Source organism: Novosphingobium sp., assembly GCF_039595395.1.
Lineage (GTDB): Bacteria > Pseudomonadota > Alphaproteobacteria > Sphingomonadales > Sphingomonadaceae > Novosphingobium.
This window is the reverse complement of the sequence record NZ_JBCNLP010000001.1, coordinates 180,000-201,175: the sequence shown is the minus strand read 5'-3', so window position 1 is coordinate 201,175 and position 21,176 is coordinate 180,000. Positions and strand designations below refer to the sequence as shown.

The window sequence follows — 21,176 nt, the reverse complement described above, 5'->3', positions numbered from 1 at the left end:
TTTCGCAAAGGCAATGCGGCATAGCAAACCGCCGCATGCGCAACACGCCCGCCCAAACGCATGAGGCGGGCGCAGGACCATCGCCCCGCACCCGCCTCATGCCTGCATTCCCTTCGAAAAGGGTATCAGTACTTCTGCTGACGCTCGTAGAGGTCGCGGTAATGCTGGATGCGCGTCACGCGCAGGCCCTGCATGCCCGAACGGTCCACCGCCCGCTGCCAGGAGGCAAACTCCTCCAGCGTCAGGCTGTAGCGGTCGCAGACCTCATCGATGGTCAGCAGGCCGCCATTGACGGCCGCAACCACCTCTGCCTTGCGGCGCACGACCCAACGCGTGGTCGACGGCGGCGGCAGCGACTCGATGGTCAGCGGCTCGCCAAGTGGCCCGATCACCATGGCCGGGCGGATCTTTTGGTTCTCGATCATTTCAACCCTCGATTGCCGGAAGGGAAGAGGCCGGCAACAGTTCCATCATTGCCAGATGTGTTTTTGCGATCGGCTGAAGAGGTAGGGTTAACGGTGTGTGACACTTTTCCTATCTCCCGGCCCAAGGCTGCGTTCCCTGTCAGCCGCTTAGCGTCCGCCTCGTCCCAGCCGGGCGGCTCCTCGGGTGGAACAGATGTAAATGCCGCCAGAACCCGCGCGCTGGGTTCATGAAAACTGCAGGCCGCGGGGCGAAGCATGAAAGCGCCCCCGCCCATGCCGGCCTCGCCCGCCAGCCCGCCATGGCGCTGAAAAGCGTGCGCCGCCGCCAGCCGCGCGGCCAGCGTCGGCCAGTCGAGGCGCGCAGGCGACCCGCCGGAAAAGAGGCGTCGCCCCAGTTCCGAATCGCCTGCCAGCCCCGCTGCAGCCCATGTCTGGGAATCGAATGTCATATCCATGACGCAGGCTTGTAACCTGCGTTGGTAAAGACGATGTCAAAGCGCGCTTTACACTTGTTTGAGAATGGTTAACGCGGAGCAACCTTCCTTGCTAGGCGGCAAGATTTGGCGGCTTTCCCCTGCCGCTTGGCTGCCGCTTGCGGCAGAAAACCGCCGCTTTTTGCGAAAAATGCTGCTTGGGTGTATGGGGCGGGCCATGAACGCCCCCACCAGCACCATCACGCTCGACCATGGCGAGATCTTTCAGCTTTCCCAGCCGTTTAACACGCGCCGCATCGTCGTGGCCATGTCAGGCGGAGTCGATTCATCGGTGGTGGCCGCTTTGGCCGCGCAAAGCGGCGCGGAGGTCATCGGCATTACCCTCCAGCTCTACGACCATGGCGAGGCGGTGAAGCGCAAGGGCGCCTGCTGCGCCGGAGACGACATCCGCGACGCCCGCGCGGTCGCGGATCGCCTCGGCATCGCGCATTACGTTTTCGACCACGAATCCTCCTTCCGTGAGTCGGTGGTCGAGGGTTTCGCCAATGACTATATGGAGGGGCGCACCCCCATCCCCTGCATCCGCTGCAACATGGGGCCCAAATTCACCGACCTCTTCGCCATGGCTCGCGACCTTGGCGCCGACTGCCTCGCCACCGGCCATTATGTGCGCCGCGTGATGGGTCCGGGCGGGTCCGAATTGCACCGCGCCCTCGATCCCGCGCGCGACCAGTCGTACTTCCTTTACGCCACCACGCAGGCGCAGCTCGATTATCTGCGCTTCCCCTTGGGCGGCCTGCCGAAAACGCAGGTGCGCGACCTTGCCGAGCAGTTCGGCCTGCGCGTCGCCGCCAAGCCGGATTCTCAGGACATCTGCTTCGTGCCCGATGGCGATTACGCCAGCGTCGTGCGCCGCATCCGCCCTGACGCGGACACGGGCGGGGCCATCGTCCATGCGGAAACCGGCGCGACTCTGGGCCAGCACAAGGGCGTGATCCACTACACGGTGGGCCAACGCCGGGGTCTGGAAATCGGCGGTCAGGCCGAGCCGCTCTATGTGGTGGGCATCGATGCTGCGCAATCGCAGGTGCTGGTCGGCCCGCGCGCGATGCTGGCGGTTGGCGCCGCGCGCATTACGGAGACCAATCGCATCGGGCCTTTGCCGGAGGGTGTTTCATTGACCGCCAAGGTGCGTTCCCTCGCCAAGCCGGTGCCGGTGGTGCTGGACGGGCCGCTGGGCGATGGCGCCGATACGGTGATCCGTTTCCTCTCGCCCGAATATGGCGTAGCGCCGGGGCAGGCGGCGGTGATCTATGCCGGGGACCGCGTTGTCGGGGGCGGCTGGATCGATGAGACGATGAAGAATTGAAGGATAAGATGCGAGGGCCATCGCCCTCGCGCTCCCTTTAATGTCTTCGTTGCGCCAAGGGTTCGGCCTCGCGCCCAGTTTGCCGCGCCGCAGGCTTTAAGTTTCATTGCCTGCGGCGCTTCAGGTCGCGCAGGTGGAGAGATCGGGCGCAAGGATCGGGCGCCACCGCCCTCTCGTCGGAAGACGTTCTGGGAGCGCGAGGGGGTAACCCCCTCGCATCTTCCTTACTTCCAAACCTAACTTCCCCATGACTCCAGCACACACCCCGCCCCCGGCTTCAGAGTCGCGGTCTGGCGCGAAATCAACAACACCCGCGCCGTCACGCTTTTCGCGGACTCATCGCTGGAGATGGTGACCATCCCCATCCCCGGCTCGAAATCGTCGGAGCACTGGCCCAGCGGGCGGCCCTCGATAAAGTGGCAGGCGCAGGCCACGCGCGCGCCCACCGAGGCCCCTGCCACCGCATCGCCGTGAATCGACGGCCAGAACCATGCCAGCACCGCCAGGCCCGCCACCGCCAGCAGTCCGATGATTCGGCCTGTCCAGCCGCGCCACAGCCGGGTGATATCCGGGCGCCATTGGCTCAGGCGGCGCAGGATCCGGGTGATCTGGGCCAGGAGGGTGATATGTCTGGGCTTTATGGTTGCCATTGGCTCTGGCCTTGCGCATGGGGTGGGGCCCATGGTGATGCGCCCTCGATCTTGGATGTCCCTTATCGCGCCGCTGGCGCTGCTGCCAGCCCTGATGGCGTGCCATTCACAGGGGCAGCCTCCCTTGCCGCCAGAAGCGCTTGCGGCGGTGAACGACCATCCCGGCGCCCCGCGTGAGGCTCTGGCCCGCGCCATCGACACCCTGTTTACCGAGCGCGATCTGGGCGAAACCCGCGCTCTGCTGGTGATGTACAAGGGCCGCATCGTGGCCGAGCGCTATGCCCCCGGCTATGGCCAGAACACGCCGCTGATCGGCTGGTCGATGTCGAAAAGCGTGACGGGCGTGCTGGTCGGCCTGCTGGTGGCCGATGGGCGGCTGAGGCTCGACGAATCGATTCCCGTGCCCGCGTGGCAGCGCCCCGGCGACCCGCGCGGCGAGATCACCCTGCGCCAGTTGCTCCAGATGCGCTCCGGCCTGCGCCACCGCGAAACGGGCGATCCGACGCGCGACACCGACACCGTGCGCATGCTCTTCACCGACGGGCGCGACGATATGGCCGCCTATGCCGAGGCCCAGCCGCTGGAGCATGAGCCCGGCAGCACCTGGGTCTATTCGACCGCGACGGCCGTGATCCTGTCCGACATCGCCACCCGCGCCCTGACCGACAGCCGCAACCCCGCCATCCGCCGCGAGACCATGGCCGACTACCTGCACACCCGCCTGTTCGAGCCTTTGGGCATGCACTCGGCGGTTGCGGAGTATGACGCGGCAGGCACGCTGGAGGGCGGCAGCATGATCCACGCCACCGCGCGCGACTGGGCCAAGTTCGGCGAGTTCCTGCGTCTGGGCGGCACCGTGCAAGGCGCCCGCATCGTCCCGAGCGACTGGGTGAGTTTCATGACCACCCCCTCGCCGCGCAATCCGGGTTACGGCGCGCAGATCTGGCTGAACCGCCCGCAGGTGGATGGGCATAGCGAATTGCTGCCCGGCCGTGCGCCCAAGAACCTCTTCGCGGCGATCGGGCATCTGGGGCAGTATATTCTGGTCTCGCCCGATCAGCAGTTGACCGTGGTGCGGCTGGGCAAATCGCTCGGCAAGGAGCGCCCGGCGTTGATGTCCCGGTTGGGGGATATCGTGGCGCTTTATGTGGGTTCTGAAGAATAAAGAGAAATGCGAGGGCCATCGCCCTCGCGCTCCCTTTAATTGTCGGCGTTGCGCATAGGGTTCGGCCTAGCGCCTGGCTTGCCGCGCCGCAGGCTTTAAGATTTGATGCCTGCGGCGCTTTAGGTAGCGCAGGTGGATAGTCTGAGCGCCACGATGCGGCACCATTGCCATCTCGTCGGAAGACGTTCCGGGAGCGCGAGGGGGTAACCCCCTCGCATCTTCTTCCTTCAAACCCCCTTCAAAATATCCTCGGCCATCACCCCGCTCTCACCCACATGCCCTTCCGGATCGGGATGAATCAGAATCTCCACATCGGGGAAATGGGTTTTCAGCTTGGCCTCGATCTCGTCCATCACCTTATGGGCGTGAGTCACCGTCATGTTCCCGTCGATCCAGACGTGGAACTGCACGAAATCCTGATTGCCGCTGGTGCGGGTGCGCAGATCGTGGACGCCGCGCAGCTCGGGATGCATCGCCAGCACCTCGATAAAGCGGGCCTTTTTGTCCTCGGGCCATTCGTGGTCCATCAGTTGCTCGATGGCTTCCTGACTGGCCTTCCACGCCCCCCAGCCGAGCCACAGCGCGATCCCCAGACCGAACAATGGGTCAGCGCGCGTGAAACCGGCATATTGATCCAGCGCCAGCGCGATGATCACCGCGACGTTGAGAATCAGGTCCGACTGATAGTGCAGATGGTCCGTGGCAATCGCGATGGAGCGCGTGCGCGAGAGCACATGGCGCTGCCAAGCCAGCAGGGCCAGCGTGCCGACGATGGCCACCGCAGAAACGATGATGCCCTCGCCCGCCTGCTCGCTGCGGCCACCCGCGATCAGTTGCTGCACCGAGTGAATCGCCAGAACCACCGCGGAAACGCCGATCAGCACCACCTGAAACAGGGCGGAGAGCGCCTCGGCCTTGCCATGGCCGAAGCGGTGATTGTCATCCGCTGGCTGCCCGGCCACCCAGACACCCGCCAGCGTCGCCACCGAGGCGACCAGATCGAGCGCCGTATCGGCCAGACTGCCCAGCATCGCCGCCGATCCGGTCGACCAGGCGCCATAGCCCTTGATCGCCACCAGCAGGCTGGCCATGCTGATCGAGGCCAGAGCGGCGCTACGGTTCAGCGCCGCGTGGTCATGGGTGCCGCTCATGGATAGAGCAGCGTGCTGGTCCAACCGCTTCCCTCGCGGGTGAAGCGGCGGCGTTCGTGCAGGCGGAAGGCGCGGTCCATCCAGAATTCGATCGCGGTGGGCACCAGGCAGAAGCCGGTCCAGTGCTTGGGGCGCGGGACGGGGCCGATCAGATGGCGCGCCGTCACCTTGGCGATATCGGCAAGGAAGGTCGCATAGGAAGGCAGCGGCGCCGACTGGTCGCTGGCCAGCGCGCCGAGCTGCGAATCGCGGCTGCGGCTGGCGAAATAGGCGTCGGCCATCGCGTCGGGAACCTGGGTGATGGTGCCCTCGATGCGGATCTGGCGGCGCAGGCTCTTCCAGTGGAACAGCAGCGCGGCGCGCGGATTGGCCAGCAGCTCGCCGCCCTTGCGGCTATGGGTGTTGGTGTAGAAGACGAAGCCGCCATCGGGGCCCAGCAGATCGGGGCCGTGATTCTTCAGCAGAACCATGCGCGCCGAGGGAAAGCCGTCGGGCGTCGAGGTGGCCAGGGCCACAGCTTCGGGGTCGGCCGGTTCGCGCTCGGCGGCCAGGGCGAACCACTGGTCGAACAGGGTGAAAGGGTTGTCCTGCGCGATCTCTTCACGCTGCTGGCTGGCGTCCACGCTGTTTCTTCCTGCTGCGGCGAAAGCCTTCGCCCTTGGCGCCTTCGCATAAACGGGCCGGGGCGGCATGAAAAGGCGCAAACGCTTGGCTTCGGTTCCTCTTCCTGAACGCGCTATCTTGCAGCTTGCGCTTCACGCTCCTAGCTAGGGGCCTATGGCAAAAGACCCTTACGCAACCCTGGGCGTGGCACGCAACGCAGGCGAGAAGGACATCAAGTCCGCCTATCGCAAGCTGGCCAAGGAGCTGCACCCGGACACCAACAAGGACAATCCGCAAGCTGCGGAGCGTTTCAGCGACGTCACCGCCGCCTATGATCTGCTGTCCGACAAGGACAAGCGCGCCCGGTTCGACCGGGGCGAGATCGATGGCGACGGCAATCCGGCCTATGGCGGCTTCGGCGGCGGGGGCGGTGCGGGCCATGGCGGTTTCCGCCCCGAGGATTTCGGCGGCTTCGGCGGTTTTGGCGCGGGCGCGGAAGGTGTCGATCTGGGCAGCATGTTCGACGGGCTGTTCGGCGGACGTGGCGGTTTCGGCGGCGGCTTTGGCGGCGGGGCGCAGCAGCGTCAGGCGCCGCGCGGCGGCAATATGGCCTATCGCCTGGCCGTCTCGCTGCCCGATGCCGCGCTGGGCACCAGCCAGCGGCTGACGCTCTCCGACGGCAAGCCCATCGATGTGAAGCTGCCCAAGGGCGTGGAAGAGGGCATGCAGATCCGCCTTGCGGGCAAGGGCCAGCAGGGTCCGGGCGGCGCGGGCGATGCCATCATCACCGTCACCATCCAGCCCCACCCATGGTTCAAGCGCGATGGCGACAATGTGCTGCTCGACCTGCCGGTCTCGCTGGCCGAGGCCGTCGCCGGCGCCAAGGTGAAGGTGCCCACGGTGGAGGGCCCGGTGGTGCTGACCGTGGCGCCCGGTTCCTCCTCGGGCCGTATGCTGCGGCTCAAGGGCCGGGGCTTTACCCGCAAGGACGGCACGCGCGGCGATCAGCTCGTGCGGCTGGACATCGCCTTGCCCGCAGCCGACAGCGCGGCCGCGCAGGATCTGGCCGCAAGGCTGGAGGGCTGGAGCGACCCGCAGGAACCGCGGGCCCGCTTCGGGCTTTAAAAGCTTTATGACCCCGCGCAACGACACCTCCGATACCGGCAGCGATGCTCGTAACGGGGGGCGGTCGTTGACGGGGCGCCTGCAATCGGTGGAGCGCCACGTCGGCGCGGGCGGCATGGAGGTGATCCGCCGCGTGGTGGCGGGCGTGTGGAACGACGGCTTCATCCATGCGGGCAACCTCGCCTATATGACGATGCTGACGCTGTTTCCCTTCTTCATCGTCATGTCCGCCGTCTTCTCGATGATCGGTGAGCAGCATGAACGCGCCGCCTCGGTCCATGCCTTCATGACCGCCCTGCCCCCTGTCGTCCGCCAGGCGCTGGAGCCGGTGGCCAGCGGCGTGATCGAGGCGCGCAAGGGCTGGCTGCTCTGGGCGGGCGGGCTGGTGGCACTGTGGACCGTCTCCAGCCTGATCGAAACCATCCGTGACATTCTGCGCCGCGCCTATGGCATGCAGGCGACCCAGCCCTTCTGGCATTATCGCCTGCTGGGTGGCGGGCTGGTGATGATGGCGGTGATCGCGCTGCTGCTCTCGCTCTATCTGCAGGTGGCGATGGATGCCAGCGCCTCGATCGTGACCGAGCGCCTGAACCCGATGGCGCAGCATGGGCTCAGGCTGGTCCAGATGCCGATCGCCCGGCTGCTGCCCGCCGTCATCCTGTTCGGGGCGATGTATCTGCTGTTCTACATGCTGGCGCCCGGCCATTATCGCCGCAGCATCTACCCCAAATGGCCCGGCGCCGCGCTGGTCACCCTGTGGTGGGGCGTGGTCAGCACGGTGCTGCCGGTGCTGCTGCGAGTGTTGCTTAAATACGACCTTACCTACGGCAGCCTCGCCGGTGTGATGATCTCGCTTTTCTTTTTCTGGCTCGTCGGCTTAGGGATCGTTACAGGAGCCGAGTTGAACGCGGCGCTGGCCTTGCCGGCAGAGCGCGACATGATCGGACAGTCAGACGACCGCGCCCGGCGCGGCCAATAGAATGCAGGGAATATACGAATGAGCGGATTGATGCAGGGCAAGCGTGGCCTGATCATGGGGCTGGCCAATGACAAGTCGCTGGCTTGGGGCATCGCCAAGAAGCTGCACGAACAGGGTGCCGAGCTGGCCTTCTCCTTCCAGGGCGAGGCCCTCGAAAAGCGTGTGCGCCCGCTGGCCGAGCAGCTCGGCAGCGACCTGCTGATCGATTGCGACGTGGCCGACATGGATGCTCTGGACACGGCCTTCGACAAGCTGAAAGAGCGCTGGGACACCATCGACTTCATCGTCCACGCCATCGGCTTTTCGGACAAGACCCAGCTGCGCGGTCGCTATTACGACACGACGCTGGATAACTTCCTGATGACGATGAACATTTCGGCCTATTCGCTGGTCGCCGTGACCAAGCGCGCGCGCGAAATGATGCCCAACGGCGGTTCGATCCTGACGCTGACCTATTACGGCGCCGAAAAGGTTGTGCCCCACTACAATGTGATGGGCGTGGCCAAGGCCGCCCTGGAAACCAGCGTGAAGTATCTGGCCAACGATTGCGGGCCGGAGAACATCCGCGTCAACGCCATCTCGGCAGGCCCGATCCAGACGCTGGCCGCGCGCGGCATCGGCGATTTCTCCTACATCATGAAGTGGAACGAGCTGAACTCGCCGCTGCGTCGCAATGTGACGATCGAGGATGTGGGCGGGGCTGGCCTCTACTTCCTGTCGGACCTGTCCTCGGGCGTGACCGGCGAAATCCACCATGTGGATGCCGGGTACAACATCATCGGCATGAAGCAGGAAGATGCTCCCGATATTGCCTTGAGCTAAGAAGTTTAAGGGGAAGGTGCGAGGGGGTTACCCCCTCGCGCTCCCATGAATGTCTGCGTGGCGCATCGGATTCGGCCACAGGGCTAAGGTCGCCGCGCCGCAGGCTTAAACGACAAGAAAGGCGCCGGGGCTTCCTGCCTGCGGCGCCTTTTCGTTGCGCTGGTGGAGAGGTCGCGCGCTACAATGCGGCACCACTGCCCTTGCGTCGGGAGACGTAACGGGGGTGCAGGGGGCGATGGCCCCCTGCCTTATCCCTTCAAACCCTTACTTGGCAGGCGCGGTGCCGGCAGCCCGAGCCGCCTCATCCGCCTCGGCCTTGGCGCGCTGGCGCTCGTCATAGGCCTTTTCTTCCTTTTCCACCGCCGACTGGGTGGCGGCGGCATCGGCATCGACATGCGATTCGCGCTCGGCGCGGGCGTCCTGGATCATCTTCGAGAAGGCGACATCGCTGCCCATCTTCTTCTCGAGATAGGCGTTATGCACGAACTGGTTGGCGCAGCCCGTCCAGCCGCCGCTGCCCACCGGCGAGCAACTGAGCGTACCGGTGGCGCCCACCATTTCGTAGCTCTTCACCCGCTCGGTCCAGGAGGTGTTGTTGGTGCTGCCGGGGTTGCGGAAGGGCTCGGGGATGCGATAGCGCTCGCCCTCTTCCTTGCGGGCGCAGACCACGATGTCCTGATCGTTGGTTTCGGGGCATTTGTCGTCGCCATAGACGATGACCATGTTGACCCGGCTGCCATCGGCCCCCTGCGCCATTGCGGGCGTGCCCAGCCCCAGAGCCCCGGCCAGAACGGTGCTGGCGGCGAGAAGAAGGCGGTTCATGGGCAGGCTCCTTGGCGTGTGGCAGGCAGTGGGGCCGGTATAGGCCGTGTCGCCCTTGAATGGTAGCTGAAGCTGAGCCGGTTTGTTCCCTCGGCCCGGCTGAAACGCCTTACCGGTCGTGGAAATAATCCGCCAGATAGCGCGGCGCCAGTGCCTCGGCCAGTTCATGGGCGCGCGGGTCATCCACATCCATCCACCAGGCGTCGTTCTCGTCCTCGCCGATGTCGAAGGTCGCTGCGCGGCCCCGGTTGGCCAGCACCTGCATGCCCTCCGACAGGCTGCCGCCCTTGCCCTGATCGATGGCCTCGCGGATGGCGGCGGCCAGTTCGGGCGTGGCAAGGAAGGCGCCGCAATCGACCACGTTCCAGATGGGAATGGTCTTGCCGATGGCCTGAATGAAGCCCCGCTCGTCGGTTTCAACCCAGGTGGCGTCGTCGGGATCGATCAGCGGGCTGTCGATACGCTGATCAACGGCCAGAGTCACACCGCGTGTCGGCCCGCCCTGTTTGGCCAGGCGCTGCAGGATCGAGGGGGCGAAGATATGGTCCGCCATCATCAGCAGGTAGTCGCCCGCGATATGCTCGGCACCGGCCATCACGGACCAGCCGTTGGGCTTCGACCAGTCACCGATTCGCACCGGCTCCACCGCGATGCCCACGCGGTCGGAGAGAGCGGGCAGCGCGCCCTCCAGGCGATCCGCCGCATGGCCCGTGACCACCACCACCTTGCCCGCGCCCGCCGCCTTGGCGTTGCGGATGCCCAGTTCGATCAAGGGGATGCCTGCGATCGGAGTCAGCGGCTTGCTGGGCGAAATGTCGGCAAGGCGACTGCCGTATCCGGCGGCAATGATCAGGGCGTCCATTCGGGGCTTTCGGGTGGTTTATAAGAACAGTGAAGATGCGAGGGCCATCGCCCTCGCGCTCCCTTTAGTGTCTGCATTGCGCCCTGACTAGGCCGGGGTGCTCGGGTTCGCCGCGCCGCAGGCAGAAAAGGTTTAAAGCCTACGGCGCCTTAGGTAACGCAGGTGGAGAGGCTGGGCACCACGATGCGCCCCCCCCTGCACTTGCGTCGGAAGACGTCATGGGAGCGCGAGGGGGTAACCCCCTCGCTTCTTCCTTCCTCTTCCAAACCCAAAAAACAAAACGCCGGCTGGGCAACCCCAACCGGCGTCATGTTGTTCAAAAGCGAACAGCTTACTCGGCAGCGATGGCCGGGTCAGCGATGTAGCTCTCGACCATCTGCGCGGCGACATCGTCGCTGAACTGCACCGGCGGGTGCTTGCAGAAGTAGGCCGAGGGGCCGGTCAGGGCGCCGCCCTCACCGCGCTCCAGCGCGACCTTGCAGCAGCGGATGGCGTCCATCACGCAGGCGGCCGAGTTGGGGCTGTCTTCAACCGAGAGACGCAGCTCCAGGTTCATGGGAACGTTGCCCCACTGCGCGCCTTCCAGACGGAGGAAGCACAGCTTGTTGTCCTTCTGCCAGGGAACATAGTCCGAGGGGCCGACGTGGATGTTCTCATCCTCAAGGCGCGTGGCCAGCATGGCCTGCACGGCTTCGGTCTTCGATTCCTTCTTGGAACCAAGGCGCTGGCGGTCGAGCATGTTCATGAAGTCGGTGTTGCCACCGGTGTTGAGCTGGTAGGTGCGCTCCACGGTCACGCCGCGGGCAGCGAACAGGCTGGAGAGCACGCGGTGCACGATGGTGGCACCGACCTGGGCCTTGATGTCGTCGCCGACGATGGGCAGGCGCTTGTCAGCGAAGCGCTTTTCCCACTCGGGGCGGCTGGCGATGAACACGGGCATGCAGTTCACCACGGCCACACCGGCCTCAAGCGCGCATTCCATGTAGAATTCGGTGGCGGTTTCCGAACCCACGGGCAGGAAGTTCACCAGAACCTCGGCGCCGCTGTCCTTGATGGCGGCGATGATGCCTTCCTTGGTGGCTTCGGGTTCGTCGGCCAGGATGAAGCCCTTGTCGCCCATGCCGGTCATGTGGTCGGCAACGCCGTCCAGGATCTTGCCCATGATGACCTTCGAGCCGCTGGCGGGCACGTCGGCATGGAACACGGCGGTGCAGTTGGGGCCCGCGAAGATGGCTTCGGAGATGTCCTTGCCGACCTTGCGCTTGTCGACATCGATGCCGAGCACGAAGTCCACGTCACCCGCGCCATAGCCGCCGATGCGGTCATGGATCAGACCTTCCGACGAGTTGTTGGCACGGTAATAGGCAACGCCCTGAACCAGCGAGCTGGCGCAATTGCCCACGCCGATCACGGCGACCTTAATCGGTTTCATCAATTCGATTCCTCCAGGCGAGACGCGGGGGGCGTCGTCCGCCTTTGCGCGCTTCTCGGTAAATCACAGGTCCAAAGCAAGAAGTTGGGCCGGGGTCAAGCAGGCAGATGAGCAACGCCCCGGCAAAACTGTCGCAGCAACGCCACAAAGCGGTGTTACGTCTAGCATTTTGGCTCTATGCTGCTTTCGTCGCTATAGCGCAGGTTTGCGATGAGTTGCAGGCCCCTTCGCGGCACATCAGGCGTTTTTACGCATTTTTTATACAGCAGCAAAGGGCATTCGCAAGCGCATGGCATCGGTTGGGGGCAAGGCAGCGACAGATGGCAAGACGCAGATGAATACGTCGCCAGACTCTGGGCCAGACAGGAAGCCGGGTCGCCCTCAGCGGCCGATGCGCCCGCGTGAGCTGCAGGATGGCCTTAACCATTACCTCTATCACCCGCTGGCGTGGCGTCTGGCGCTGCTGCTGGCCAAGACTCCGCTGACGCCCAACATCGTGTCCGTCATCGGGGCGATGAATGTGGTGGGCGCGGCCTTTGTCTATGGCTGGGGCTTTGCCCATGGCTGGGGCTGGAAGGGCGCGGCACTCGGCATGGCGCTGCATATGGCCTGGCATGTGTGGGACGGCGCCGATGGCGATCTGGCCCGCATCACCGGCCGGGCCAGCCCCATCGGCGAGATGGTGGACGGCATCTGCGATTATGCCAGCCATGTGGTGATGTATTTTGTGCTGGGCTGGATCGCTTATGAACAGATTTCTGCCTGGACCGGCTCGTCGCTGATCGGGCTGATCGCCTGGCCGCTGATGCTGGCGGCGGGCGTCTCCCATGTGATTCAAGCCAACCATGTCGAGGTACAGAAGCGTTCCTACCAATGGTGGGTCTATGCCAAGCCCTGGATTCGCCAGACGCGCGAAAAGGCCGATGCCAGCACCAAGGAGGGCGCCTCGGGCGCGCTGGTGTCGCTCTATATGTATGTCGGCGGCAAATTCGCCGGCAACACGCCGCAGATCGACGAGGCCGTCGATGCGGCGCAGGGCAATCCCGCCCGGCTGGAGTCGATTCGCACCGCCGCCCGCAAGGAGGCGCCTGCCCTGCTGGGTATCCTGAAAGTGCTGGGCCCCAACCCGCGTGCGGTGCTGCTGGGCTTTTCCATGTTGGCGGGCAGCCCGATCTGGTTTTTCCTGTGGCTGGTCATCGGCCTCAATCTGACGCTCAAGGCCTCGATCAGCATGCATAATGCCGCGGCTCTGCGGATTTTGAAGGCGATCGGTTAAAGGGAGGCGTGCATGGCAACGCTCTATGACGAAGCGCAGGATCTGTCCGAACGCCTGACCACCCTGCGCCGCGCCATCCATGCCGAGCCCGAACTGGGCCTGCAGACCCCCAAAACGCTGGCCAAGGTGAAGGCGGCGCTGGCCCATCTGCCGCTGGAATGGCGTGAGGGCCCCTCCACCACCGGCGCGACCGCCTTTCTGCGCGGCGGGGCAGGCCCGGCGGACCATCGCCGCGTGGTGCTGCTGCGCGGCGATATGGACGCGCTGCCGATGGGCGAGGAAACCGGCCTGCCCTTCGCCTCGACCATTGCCGGCACCATGCATGCCTGCGGGCATGACGCCCATACCGCCATGCTGACCGGCGCGGTGGAACTGCTGGCCGCCCGCGCGGAAAGCCTGCCCGGCGACGTGCTCTTCATGTTCCAGCCCGGCGAGGAAGGCCATCACGGCGCCCGCTTCATGATCGATGACGGGCTGCTGCAAACGCCCGATGGCCGCAAACCCGATGCCGCCTTCGCGCTGCATGTCATGCCCAATGCGCCGCACGGGCAGGTGCAGGGCCGCGCCGGGGCGCTGATGGCCAGCGCCGACCAGATCGACATCACCGTCACCGGCGCGGGCGGCCATGCCAGCATGCCGCATCACGCCGCCGACCCGATTCCCGTCGCCTGCGAGATCGTCTCCGCGATCCAGACCATGGTGACACGCCAGTTCAACGCGCATGATCCGGTGGTGGTCACCATCGCGAAGATCGAGGCAGGGACCACTCACAATGTCATCCCCGACAGCGCGCATATGAAGGGCACGATGCGCTCGCTCTCCCCCGCCAACCGCGCCGCGCTGCGCGAGGCGATCACGAAGCTGGCCCAGGGCATCGCCGCGGCGCATGGCCAGAAGGCAGAAGTCACGGTGCATCCCGGCTTTCCGGTGACGCTCTGCGATCCGCGCGCGGTCGATCTGGCACAAGCGGTGAGTGGCGCGCTGTTCGCCCCCGACAGCTTCCTTCGCCTGCCCGCGCCGATCATGGGCGCGGAAGACTTCTCCTATGTGCTGGAGCAAGCGCCGGGCGCCATGCTGTTTCTGGGCGCGGCGCACCGGGATGTCGATGCCACGCAGGCCAATGGCATCCATTCGCCGCGCATGGTGCTGGATGAAGAGGTGCTGCCGCGCGGCAGCGCGCTGCTGGCGGGGCTGGGTCAGGCCTTTCTGGAGCGCGGATTCTAGCCTCCAACCGGGCAAACCCTGATCCCATCGCAAGAAAACTTTGGGGATATTGCTTAGGAAACCTCCGCAAGCTTCCCTAACATGGCACGGACTATGGCGCTAACATGAAACCCGGTCACCATGGTCATGGCCACAGCCTGCTTTCCGGGCCTCCCGGCGCTGCACTCGAAAGGCGCCATGGCGCCGTGCCCGCAAGGCGTCGTCCGGCATGAGTGCCCCATCCGCCCCTGATCTCAAGTCCAGCTTCGATCAACGCCGCGCCCGCATCTTCCGCCCGGTGGTGATCGTCTCAGTGGTGGCGCTGGTGCTGCTGGCGGTCATCGCCATGCGGCTGGTGGCCAGCAACGACCGCGAGGCGCGCGAGCATGAGCAGGCCATGGTCGAGCGCGGCCTGGCCCTGCGCATGCATGAGCTGGAGCAGGGGGTCATCCCGCAGGTCGAATGGGATGAGGCGGTCGATCATCTGGGCAACCGGCTCGACCGCCCCTGGGCCGATGCCTATTTCACCGTCTTCATGCATTCGCAGGTGGGGGCCACGCGCGCCTTCGTGCTTCAGGGCGACGGGCGCCCCGCCTATGCCGCGCGCGACGGCAAGCCCACCCGTGCCTCGCCCGATGCGATCTTCGCCCCTTTCGCCCCCGCCGCCGCGAAAATGCTGCCGGGGCTGCGCCAGCGCGATGCGGCCGCGCATGAACCGCCCGTCTCGGGACAGGCGCTGGCCCATGCCGTCCACACCACCGCGCTGGCCCGCGCCGAGGGGCAGGTGTGGATCGTCAGCGCGCATCTGATTCAGCCCGATGGCGGCAAGGTCAAACCGCGCGAGGGGCCGCTGGCCATCGCCATGCTGGCCATTCCCCTCGATGCGCCGATGCTCAACCTGTTTGGCCAGCGTTACCATATCGAGGATATGGTGGTGACGCCGGACGCGCCGCGCAATGACACGATGGCGCGCGTGCAGCTCAAGGGGCTCGACGGGGCCGGACTGGGCTGGATGGTGTGGACCCCGCAGCGCCCCGGCACCGCCCTGCTGCGCGAGATCGCCGCGCCGCTCATCATGCTGCTGGCGGCCTTTGCCTGGGGTGCCTGGATCTTCATCCGCGAAGCCTCGCAGATCACCCGCGAGCTGATCGACAGCGAGGCGCTGGCCCGCCATGTCGCCTATCACGACACGCTGACCGGCCTGCCCAACCGCGCGCTGATGTTCGACCGGCTGACCAACATGCTGGCCATCGCCCGGCGCCATGCCTTCGATCCGGCCAATGATCTGGCGGTGCATTGCCTCGACCTCGACCGCTTCAAGGAGGTGAACGACACGCTGGGCCACCATGCGGGTGACGAGCTGATCCAGAAGGTGGGCATCATCCTGAAGCAGCTCTGCCGCGAATCCGATACGGTGGCACGGCTGGGCGGCGATGAGTTCGTCATCCTGCAGCCCGGCACCACGGCGGCGGGCGCCTCGCATCTGGCCGGGCGGATCCTGCGCGAGCTGGCCCAGCCGATCGACCTCACCTTCGGTCAGGTGGAGATCAGCGGCTCGATCGGCATCACCATGGTCTCCGACCCGCAGACCGCGCCTTCCGATGTGCTGCGTCAGGCCGATCTGGCGCTTTATGCCGCCAAGGAAGCCGGCCGCAACACCACCGCTTTCTTCGAGCCCGAGATGGATGCCGCCCTGCGCCTGCGCCGCGCGCTGGAGGGCGATCTGCGCCATGCCCTGGCCAGCGGCGAAATCCATATGGCCTATCAGCCGCAGATCGACCGCGACGACCGCGTGGTCAGCGTCGAGGCGCTGGTGCGCTGGCATCACCCCGAGAAAGGGCCGATCTCCCCCACCGTGTTGATCCCGCTGGCCGAGGAAAGCGGTCTGGTTCACGAGCTTGGTGAATATATCCTGCGCCGCGTCTTCGAGGAGACGCACGGTTGGCCGGGCCTGCGCGTGGCGGTGAATCTCTCGGCGCTGCAATTGCGCTCACCCGTGTTCATGGCGATGGTCACCCGGCTGGTGGCCGAATATGACATCGACCCGCGCCATTACGAGTTCGAGATCACCGAAACCGCCCTGCTGGGCGACGAAGGCGTCACCCGCAACAATCTGACCGTGCTGAGTCAGGAGGGCTTCACCATTGCGCTCGACGATTTCGGCACGGGCTATTCCAGCCTGACCAATCTGCACCGCTTCGCCATCGACAAGATCAAGATCGACCGCAGCTTCGTCCAGAACCTCGACAGCGGGGAAGAGGCCGAGGCGCTGATCGATGCCATCGTGCGGCTGGGCCGTGCTCTGGGGCTGGATATCGTGGCCGAAGGGGTGGAGACCGAAAGCCAGCGGCGGCGGCTGGCCATGTGCGGGTGCAACCACTTTCAGGGATATCTGGTCAGCCGGCCTGTGGGGGCTCAGGAGTTGGAGCGGATGATTCCGGGGAAATAAGGGGGGGCCCCCTCGCGCTCCCACAACCTCTTCCGACGAGAGGGGGGCACGCGATCCTCGCCCCCGGCCCATCTCAGGCTCCCGGTTTGCGATCCTCTCCGCCCTTGCCGATCGCCACGCCCGACACGAACAGAAACGCGCTGCCCAGCCAGTGGAACGCCTCGGTCGACATGGCGTCGCCCTTGCCGAAGATCAGCACCCCCACCAGCGTGACGAACAGCAGCAGCGACAGGACCATCGCGGCGGCATGGGTCTTGTCATTGGTGCCATATTTGAAGACGCCGAAGTTCAGATAGAGGACGCGATTGTCCGCCTCATTGCCGGTATAATCGTTGAGCCCCTTCCTCGTGGCATGATCCGGAACGCTGGACGTGTTCTCAGGCGGCGGGATTCTCAGCGTTTTTCTCCAGCTTTTTGGCGAAAACCTGTCGGATCAACTCGTTGGGGATGAAAGGCTTGTTCGCCGTCCCCTGCTTCTCGCTCACCACCGTCCATGGTTCGCCCGGCGCGTGAGTCGAGTTGGAGAGCTGAATGCCGTCATAGACCTTCAACGTGTCCCAGACGTTCTTGATGAAATCGCGCAGCGCGGCGGTGGCCACCCCCGTGGGCGCCCGCACATTTGCCGCCCCGTCATCCAGCGACAGTTCGGTGATGGGGGCCGTCACCCGGCCGCGCCCATAGCTTTTGGTCTGCAGATAAACGTCGCGGATCACCGGGCCCCAGGGCCATGCCTCGAAGTCGTTCTCGAACAGCGGGCCCTTGCCATAGGCCAGATGCCATGCATGCGCATAGAACAGCAGCTTTTGCAGCTTCATCTGGTCGATCGGCGGAAAGCTGGGTTCGGCCGCCGCCAGACTGAGGAATTCATTCGCCACGGAAGCGACCGTGGAGGCTGGCATCGGCAAGGCGGTGGCCATCATAGTCGTCCTGAATCAAAGCCCCACCTGCGCATCGGCACCAGAGGGGCACGGTTTGTTCATAACCTATTTGAGGCCAGCTGCGAAGCCTTTCAAGGCCATGCGGCATCGGGCAGCCCGGCACACGGCGGCTGCGATGATGCAGGGATGCCCTGCGTCGCCTGCCATATGATGATGAAGGAAAGGCTCTCAAGCCACCGCCGGTTTCGCTGAAACCGGGGGAGAAACTGTGGTGCTGCTGGGGAGGATTGAACTCCCGACCTCAGCCTTACCAAGGATGCGCTCTACCACTGAGCTACAGCAGCACACCACAGTCTTGCCGTTTGGAGCGAAAAGCGCCGCCGGGCAGGGGGGCGCTAATGACGGCCCGATCACCCCTTGTCAAGCGCCTGTTTTGCATTGTGTGAAAAACTATGCGAGGCAATTTGCCATCACGCCAGACGCTTCAGGATTTGATCAAACCTCATGCCCTCCGACCAGCCCGCCCCCCTCACCCGCGAGGAACGCCTTGCCGCCAAGCTGCGCGAAAATCTGCGCCGCCGCAAAACGCAGGCCCGCGCGCTGAACGCGGAGGACACCATACAGCGCAACGAAGAGAACGAAAAAGGCGCATAAGCTTTCCTTTCCAAATCCGGGCCAACCGGCTAGGGCCTCGGGCCTGTTATTGCCGGGCCGCCTCCCGCCACATTCGTCGGCGCACGGTCCGGCCTCTACGAGAGGGAGCCCATTACCGATGCCTCGCCTGATCCTCGTCCGCCACGGCCAGAGCCAGTGGAACCTTGAAAACCGCTTCACCGGCTGGTGGGATGTCGATCTGACCCCCAAGGGCGAGACCGAGGCGATGGCCGCCGGCGAGCTGCTCAAGGACAAGGGCGTGGTGCCCACCGTCGCTTTCACCTCGCTTCAGACGCGCGCGATCCGCACGCTGCATCTGGCGCTGGAAGCCTCGGGCCTGGCCTGGATTCCCGAAACCAAGGACTGGCGCCTGAATGAGCGTCACTATGGCGGCCTGACCGGCCTCAACAAGGCCGAGACTGCCGAGAAGCACGGCGAGGAGCAGGTGAAGATCTGGCGCCGCAGCTTCGATGTGCCGCCCCCGGTGCAGGAGAAGGGCAGCGAGTTCGATCTCTCGACCGATCCGCGCTACGCCGGCATCGCCATCCCCCAGACCGAGAGTCTGAAGGACACGATCGCCCGCGTGCTGCCTTATTACGAGGAAGCGATCGCACCCCAGCTCAAGACTGGCGAGACGGTGATCGTTGCCGCGCATGGCAATTCGCTGCGCGCGCTGGTGAAGCATCTGTCAAAGATTTCGGATGCGGACATTCTCGACCTTGAAATCCCCACCGGTCAGCCCATCATCTTTGAACTCGATGGCGATCTGAATGCCACGGAACGCTACTACCTGTCGGAGCGCTAAGCCATGACCCGTCCCGGAGCCATTGTTTCCATCGTTATGGGCAGCCAGTCTGACTGGCACACCATGAAGAAGGCCGCCGATACCCTCACCGCGCTGGATGTGCCGCATGATGTGCGCATCGTTTCGGCGCATCGCACGCCCGACCGTCTGGTGGAATTCGCCAAGGGCGCGGCGGATGAGGGTTTCAAGGTCATCATCGCGGGCGCCGGCGGCGCGGCGCATCTGCCGGGCATGGTCGCCTCGATGACGCATCTGCCCGTGCTGGGTGTTCCCGTGCAGAGCAAGATGCTCTCGGGGCAGGATTCGCTGCTCTCCATCGTGCAGATGCCTGCCGGTGTGCCGGTCGGCACGCTGGCCATCGGTGAAGCCGGTGCCGTGAACGCGGGTCTGCTGGCCGCCAAGATCCTGGCCACCAGCGACCCGGCCCTGACCGAGCGCGTGAAAGCCTATCGCGTGGCGCAGACCGAATCGGTGGCCGAGCGCCCCACCGACACCTGAAGGATAATTTCCAAAACCATGATTCCCCCCGGCGAGACGATCGGCATTCTGGGTGGCGGCCAATTGGGCCGCATGATGGCCATGGCGGCAGCGAACCTTGGTTACCGGGTGCATATCTATGCGCCCGAAGAGGATTCGGTGGCCGCCGAGGTCTGCGCGGCCTTTACGCAGGCGGCGTGGGACGATGCGAAGGCCATGCGCGCCTTCGCGGCGGATTGCGCTGTCGTCACCTATGAGTTCGAGAATGTGCCGGTGGGGCCTCTGGCGGCGATTGCGCCCACACCTTTGCTGGCCCCTCCCCGCGCTCTGGAAGTGGGGCAGGACCGGGTGAGCGAAAAGAGCATGGTCCGCGATCTGGGCGGCACCCCCGCCCCCTTCGCCACCGTGGACAGCCGCGCCGATCTGGAAGCCGCCATGGCCGAGATCGGCACCCCCGGCATCCTGAAAACCCGACGCGACGGTTATGACGGCAAGGGCCAGTGGCGCATCATGACGCCGCAGGACGCTGAAACCATCGATCTTCCTGATGTGCCGCTGGTCTATGAAGGCTTCGTGCGCTTCTTCGGCGAGTTCTCGGTGATTCTCGCGCGCGGTGCCGATGGCGATATCCGCTTCTGGGATTCGGCGCAGAATGTGCATGAGAGCGGCATCCTTGCCCTCTCCACCGTGCCCGCCGCGCCCGAATTGCTGGAACAAGTGCCCGCCGCTCGCACTCTGGCGCGCAAGATTGCCGAAGCGCTCGATTATGTCGGCGTGCTGGCGGTGGAGTTCTTCGCCACGGCGGAAGGCCCGATCTTCAACGAGATGGCCCCGCGCGTCCACAACTCCGGTCACTGGACCACCGAGGGCGCGATCACCAGCCAGTTCGAAAACCATATCCGCGCCATCTGCGGCCTGCCGCTGGGCGACACCGGCCTGGCCGCCAAGGGCGTCGAGATGCGCAACATCATCGGCGACGATGCGCAGGACTGGGCAGGCATCCTCTCCGATCCGGCCAACCATCTGCATCTTTACGGCAAGGCCTCGATCCGACCCGGCCGCAAGATGGGCCATGTCACCCGGCTGACGCTGTAAGGCCCACGCCCATGGCCGAGCTGTTCCTGATCTATGCCCGCGCGGCCAATGGCACCATCGGGGTGGACAACCGCCTGCCCTGGCACCTTCCGGCGGATCTGAAGCATTTCAAGGCGCTGACCCTTGGCAAGCCGATGATCATGGGCCGCAAGACCTTCGAGAGCTTCCCCAGCCCCCTGCCCGGTCGCCGCCATATCGTGCTGACCCGCGACACAGGCTGGGCCCGCGAGGGTGCCGAGGTGGCGCATAGCGTCGAACAGGCTCTAGCACTGGCGGGCGATGGCGAAGTGGCCGTGGTCGGCGGCGCGGAAATCTACGCCCTGTTTATGGACCGTGCCGCGCGCGTCGAACTCACCGAGGTCGATCTGACAGTCGAGGGCGACACCTTTATGCCGCCCCTCGGGGCCCAGTGGCATGAGGTTTCACGTGAAACCCACGCCCCGGAAAACAGCCGCCCCGGCTTCGCTTTCGTGACGCTGAAGCGTCACCTATAGGGCAGA

At 65.2% G+C, this 21,176-nt stretch carries 23 protein-coding genes and 1 tRNA gene; 13 read left to right on the top strand and 11 right to left on the bottom strand.

What is annotated here, in order from left to right; genetic code table 11:
• Window positions 1–125: 125 nt before the first annotated feature.
• Window positions 126–425, bottom strand: coding sequence for a DUF1153 domain-containing protein (locus tag ABDW49_RS01070; protein ID WP_343609064.1), 300 nt, complete (start codon window positions 423–425; stop codon window positions 126–128).
• Window positions 422–880 carry a hypothetical protein gene (locus tag ABDW49_RS01065; RefSeq protein WP_343609062.1) on the bottom strand — a complete coding sequence of 153 codons (459 nt, stop codon included), beginning with the start codon at window positions 878–880 and terminating at the stop codon, window positions 422–424. Before ABDW49_RS01065 ends, ABDW49_RS01070 begins: the two co-directional genes overlap by 4 nt.
• 196 nt (window positions 881–1,076) lie before the next feature.
• On the opposite strand from ABDW49_RS01065, the gene mnmA reads away from it, so the two are divergent.
• Window positions 1,077–2,228 carry a tRNA 2-thiouridine(34) synthase MnmA gene (mnmA, locus tag ABDW49_RS01060; RefSeq protein WP_343609061.1) on the top strand — a complete coding sequence of 384 codons (1,152 nt, stop codon included), beginning with the start codon at window positions 1,077–1,079 and terminating at the stop codon, window positions 2,226–2,228.
• Window positions 2,229–2,464: 236 nt separating this feature from the next.
• Here mnmA and ABDW49_RS01055 read toward each other — a convergent pair whose 3' ends face one another.
• Entirely contained in the window at window positions 2,465–2,878 is a 414-nt protein-coding gene (locus ABDW49_RS01055) for a hypothetical protein (protein ID WP_343609060.1), read from the bottom strand.
• Window positions 2,879–2,933: 55 nt separating this feature from the next.
• Between ABDW49_RS01055 and ABDW49_RS01050 the strand changes: the two genes are divergently transcribed.
• A complete protein-coding gene (locus ABDW49_RS01050; RefSeq protein ID WP_343609058.1) occupies window positions 2,934–4,043 on the top strand; it encodes a serine hydrolase in 1,110 nt (369 codons plus the stop codon).
• A gap of 227 nt (window positions 4,044–4,270) precedes the next feature.
• On the opposite strand, the gene ABDW49_RS01045 is transcribed toward ABDW49_RS01050, so the two are convergent.
• Together ABDW49_RS01045 and pdxH are read right to left on the bottom strand one after the other, a co-directional pair.
• On the bottom strand, window positions 4,271–5,194 hold the full coding sequence (locus ABDW49_RS01045; RefSeq protein WP_343609056.1) for a cation diffusion facilitator family transporter: 924 nt from the start codon (window positions 5,192–5,194) through the stop codon (window positions 4,271–4,273).
• Window positions 5,191–5,817, bottom strand: coding sequence for a pyridoxamine 5'-phosphate oxidase (gene pdxH / locus ABDW49_RS01040; protein ID WP_343609054.1), 627 nt, complete (start codon window positions 5,815–5,817; stop codon window positions 5,191–5,193). Before pdxH ends, ABDW49_RS01045 begins: the two co-directional genes overlap by 4 nt.
• A 154-nt stretch (window positions 5,818–5,971) precedes the next feature.
• Between pdxH and ABDW49_RS01035 the strand changes: the two genes are divergently transcribed.
• Genes ABDW49_RS01035 through fabI form a run of 3 tightly spaced genes read left to right on the top strand, consistent with a single transcriptional unit; the run spans window position 5,972 to window position 8,723 of the window.
• Window positions 5,972–6,922: a DnaJ C-terminal domain-containing protein gene (locus ABDW49_RS01035; RefSeq protein ID WP_343609053.1), complete on the top strand. Its 951-nt coding sequence runs from the start codon at window positions 5,972–5,974 to the stop codon at window positions 6,920–6,922.
• Window positions 6,923–6,929: 7 nt separating this feature from the next.
• Entirely contained in the window at window positions 6,930–7,901 is a 972-nt protein-coding gene (locus ABDW49_RS01030; protein WP_343609051.1) for a YihY/virulence factor BrkB family protein, read from the top strand.
• Between the two features lie 18 nt (window positions 7,902–7,919).
• On the top strand, window positions 7,920–8,723 hold the full coding sequence (fabI, locus tag ABDW49_RS01025; RefSeq protein ID WP_343609049.1) for an enoyl-ACP reductase FabI: 804 nt from the start codon (window positions 7,920–7,922) through the stop codon (window positions 8,721–8,723).
• Between the two features lie 264 nt (window positions 8,724–8,987).
• On the opposite strand, the gene ABDW49_RS01020 is transcribed toward fabI, so the two are convergent.
• The 3 genes from ABDW49_RS01020 to ABDW49_RS01010 all read right to left on the bottom strand — a co-directional run bounded on the left by ABDW49_RS01020 (window position 8,988) and on the right by ABDW49_RS01010 (window position 11,839).
• Window positions 8,988–9,545, bottom strand: a complete 558-nt coding sequence (locus ABDW49_RS01020) for a hypothetical protein (protein ID WP_343609047.1) — start codon at window positions 9,543–9,545, stop codon at window positions 8,988–8,990.
• Window positions 9,546–9,654: 109 nt separating this feature from the next.
• Complete coding sequence (locus tag ABDW49_RS01015) at window positions 9,655–10,407, bottom strand: NTP transferase domain-containing protein (RefSeq protein WP_343609045.1); 753 nt, start codon at window positions 10,405–10,407, stop codon at window positions 9,655–9,657.
• Between the two features lie 331 nt (window positions 10,408–10,738).
• Complete coding sequence (locus tag ABDW49_RS01010) at window positions 10,739–11,839, bottom strand: inositol-3-phosphate synthase (protein WP_343609043.1); 1,101 nt, start codon at window positions 11,837–11,839, stop codon at window positions 10,739–10,741.
• A gap of 391 nt (window positions 11,840–12,230) precedes the next feature.
• Between ABDW49_RS01010 and ABDW49_RS01005 the strand changes: the two genes are divergently transcribed.
• From ABDW49_RS01005 to ABDW49_RS00995, 3 genes are all read left to right on the top strand, one after another.
• Window positions 12,231–13,115, top strand: a complete 885-nt coding sequence (locus ABDW49_RS01005; RefSeq protein WP_343609041.1) for a CDP-alcohol phosphatidyltransferase family protein — start codon at window positions 12,231–12,233, stop codon at window positions 13,113–13,115.
• Between the two features lie 12 nt (window positions 13,116–13,127).
• Complete coding sequence (locus tag ABDW49_RS01000; protein WP_343609039.1) at window positions 13,128–14,339, top strand: M20 family metallopeptidase; 1,212 nt, start codon at window positions 13,128–13,130, stop codon at window positions 14,337–14,339.
• Window positions 14,340–14,547: 208 nt separating this feature from the next.
• Window positions 14,548–16,767, top strand: a complete 2,220-nt coding sequence (locus ABDW49_RS00995; RefSeq protein WP_343609037.1) for an EAL domain-containing protein — start codon at window positions 14,548–14,550, stop codon at window positions 16,765–16,767.
• A gap of 73 nt (window positions 16,768–16,840) precedes the next feature.
• On the opposite strand, the gene ABDW49_RS00990 is transcribed toward ABDW49_RS00995, so the two are convergent.
• The 3 genes from ABDW49_RS00990 to ABDW49_RS00980 all read right to left on the bottom strand — a co-directional run bounded on the left by ABDW49_RS00990 (window position 16,841) and on the right by ABDW49_RS00980 (window position 17,989).
• On the bottom strand, window positions 16,841–17,005 hold the full coding sequence (locus ABDW49_RS00990; protein WP_343609036.1) for a hypothetical protein: 165 nt from the start codon (window positions 17,003–17,005) through the stop codon (window positions 16,841–16,843).
• Window positions 17,006–17,144: 139 nt separating this feature from the next.
• Window positions 17,145–17,687, bottom strand: a complete 543-nt coding sequence (locus ABDW49_RS00985; protein ID WP_343609034.1) for a type II toxin-antitoxin system antitoxin SocA domain-containing protein — start codon at window positions 17,685–17,687, stop codon at window positions 17,145–17,147.
• Window positions 17,688–17,914: 227 nt separating this feature from the next.
• Window positions 17,915–17,989: transfer RNA gene (locus tag ABDW49_RS00980), tRNA-Thr, on the bottom strand.
• 160 nt (window positions 17,990–18,149) lie between these two features.
• Between ABDW49_RS00980 and ABDW49_RS00975 the strand changes: the two genes are divergently transcribed.
• The 5 genes from ABDW49_RS00975 to ABDW49_RS00955 all read left to right on the top strand — a co-directional run bounded on the left by ABDW49_RS00975 (window position 18,150) and on the right by ABDW49_RS00955 (window position 21,170).
• Window positions 18,150–18,299: a hypothetical protein gene (locus ABDW49_RS00975; protein ID WP_343609032.1), complete on the top strand. Its 150-nt coding sequence runs from the start codon at window positions 18,150–18,152 to the stop codon at window positions 18,297–18,299.
• Between the two features lie 118 nt (window positions 18,300–18,417).
• Window positions 18,418–19,104: a 2,3-diphosphoglycerate-dependent phosphoglycerate mutase gene (gpmA, locus tag ABDW49_RS00970; RefSeq protein WP_343609031.1), complete on the top strand. Its 687-nt coding sequence runs from the start codon at window positions 18,418–18,420 to the stop codon at window positions 19,102–19,104.
• Window positions 19,105–19,107: 3 nt separating this feature from the next.
• Window positions 19,108–19,602: a 5-(carboxyamino)imidazole ribonucleotide mutase gene (gene purE / locus ABDW49_RS00965; protein ID WP_343609029.1), complete on the top strand. Its 495-nt coding sequence runs from the start codon at window positions 19,108–19,110 to the stop codon at window positions 19,600–19,602.
• A gap of 18 nt (window positions 19,603–19,620) precedes the next feature.
• A complete protein-coding gene (locus ABDW49_RS00960) occupies window positions 19,621–20,676 on the top strand; it encodes a 5-(carboxyamino)imidazole ribonucleotide synthase (protein ID WP_343609028.1) in 1,056 nt (351 codons plus the stop codon).
• A gap of 11 nt (window positions 20,677–20,687) precedes the next feature.
• Window positions 20,688–21,170, top strand: coding sequence for a dihydrofolate reductase (locus ABDW49_RS00955; RefSeq protein ID WP_343609027.1), 483 nt, complete (start codon window positions 20,688–20,690; stop codon window positions 21,168–21,170).
• The last annotated feature ends 6 nt before the right edge of the window (window positions 21,171–21,176 follow it).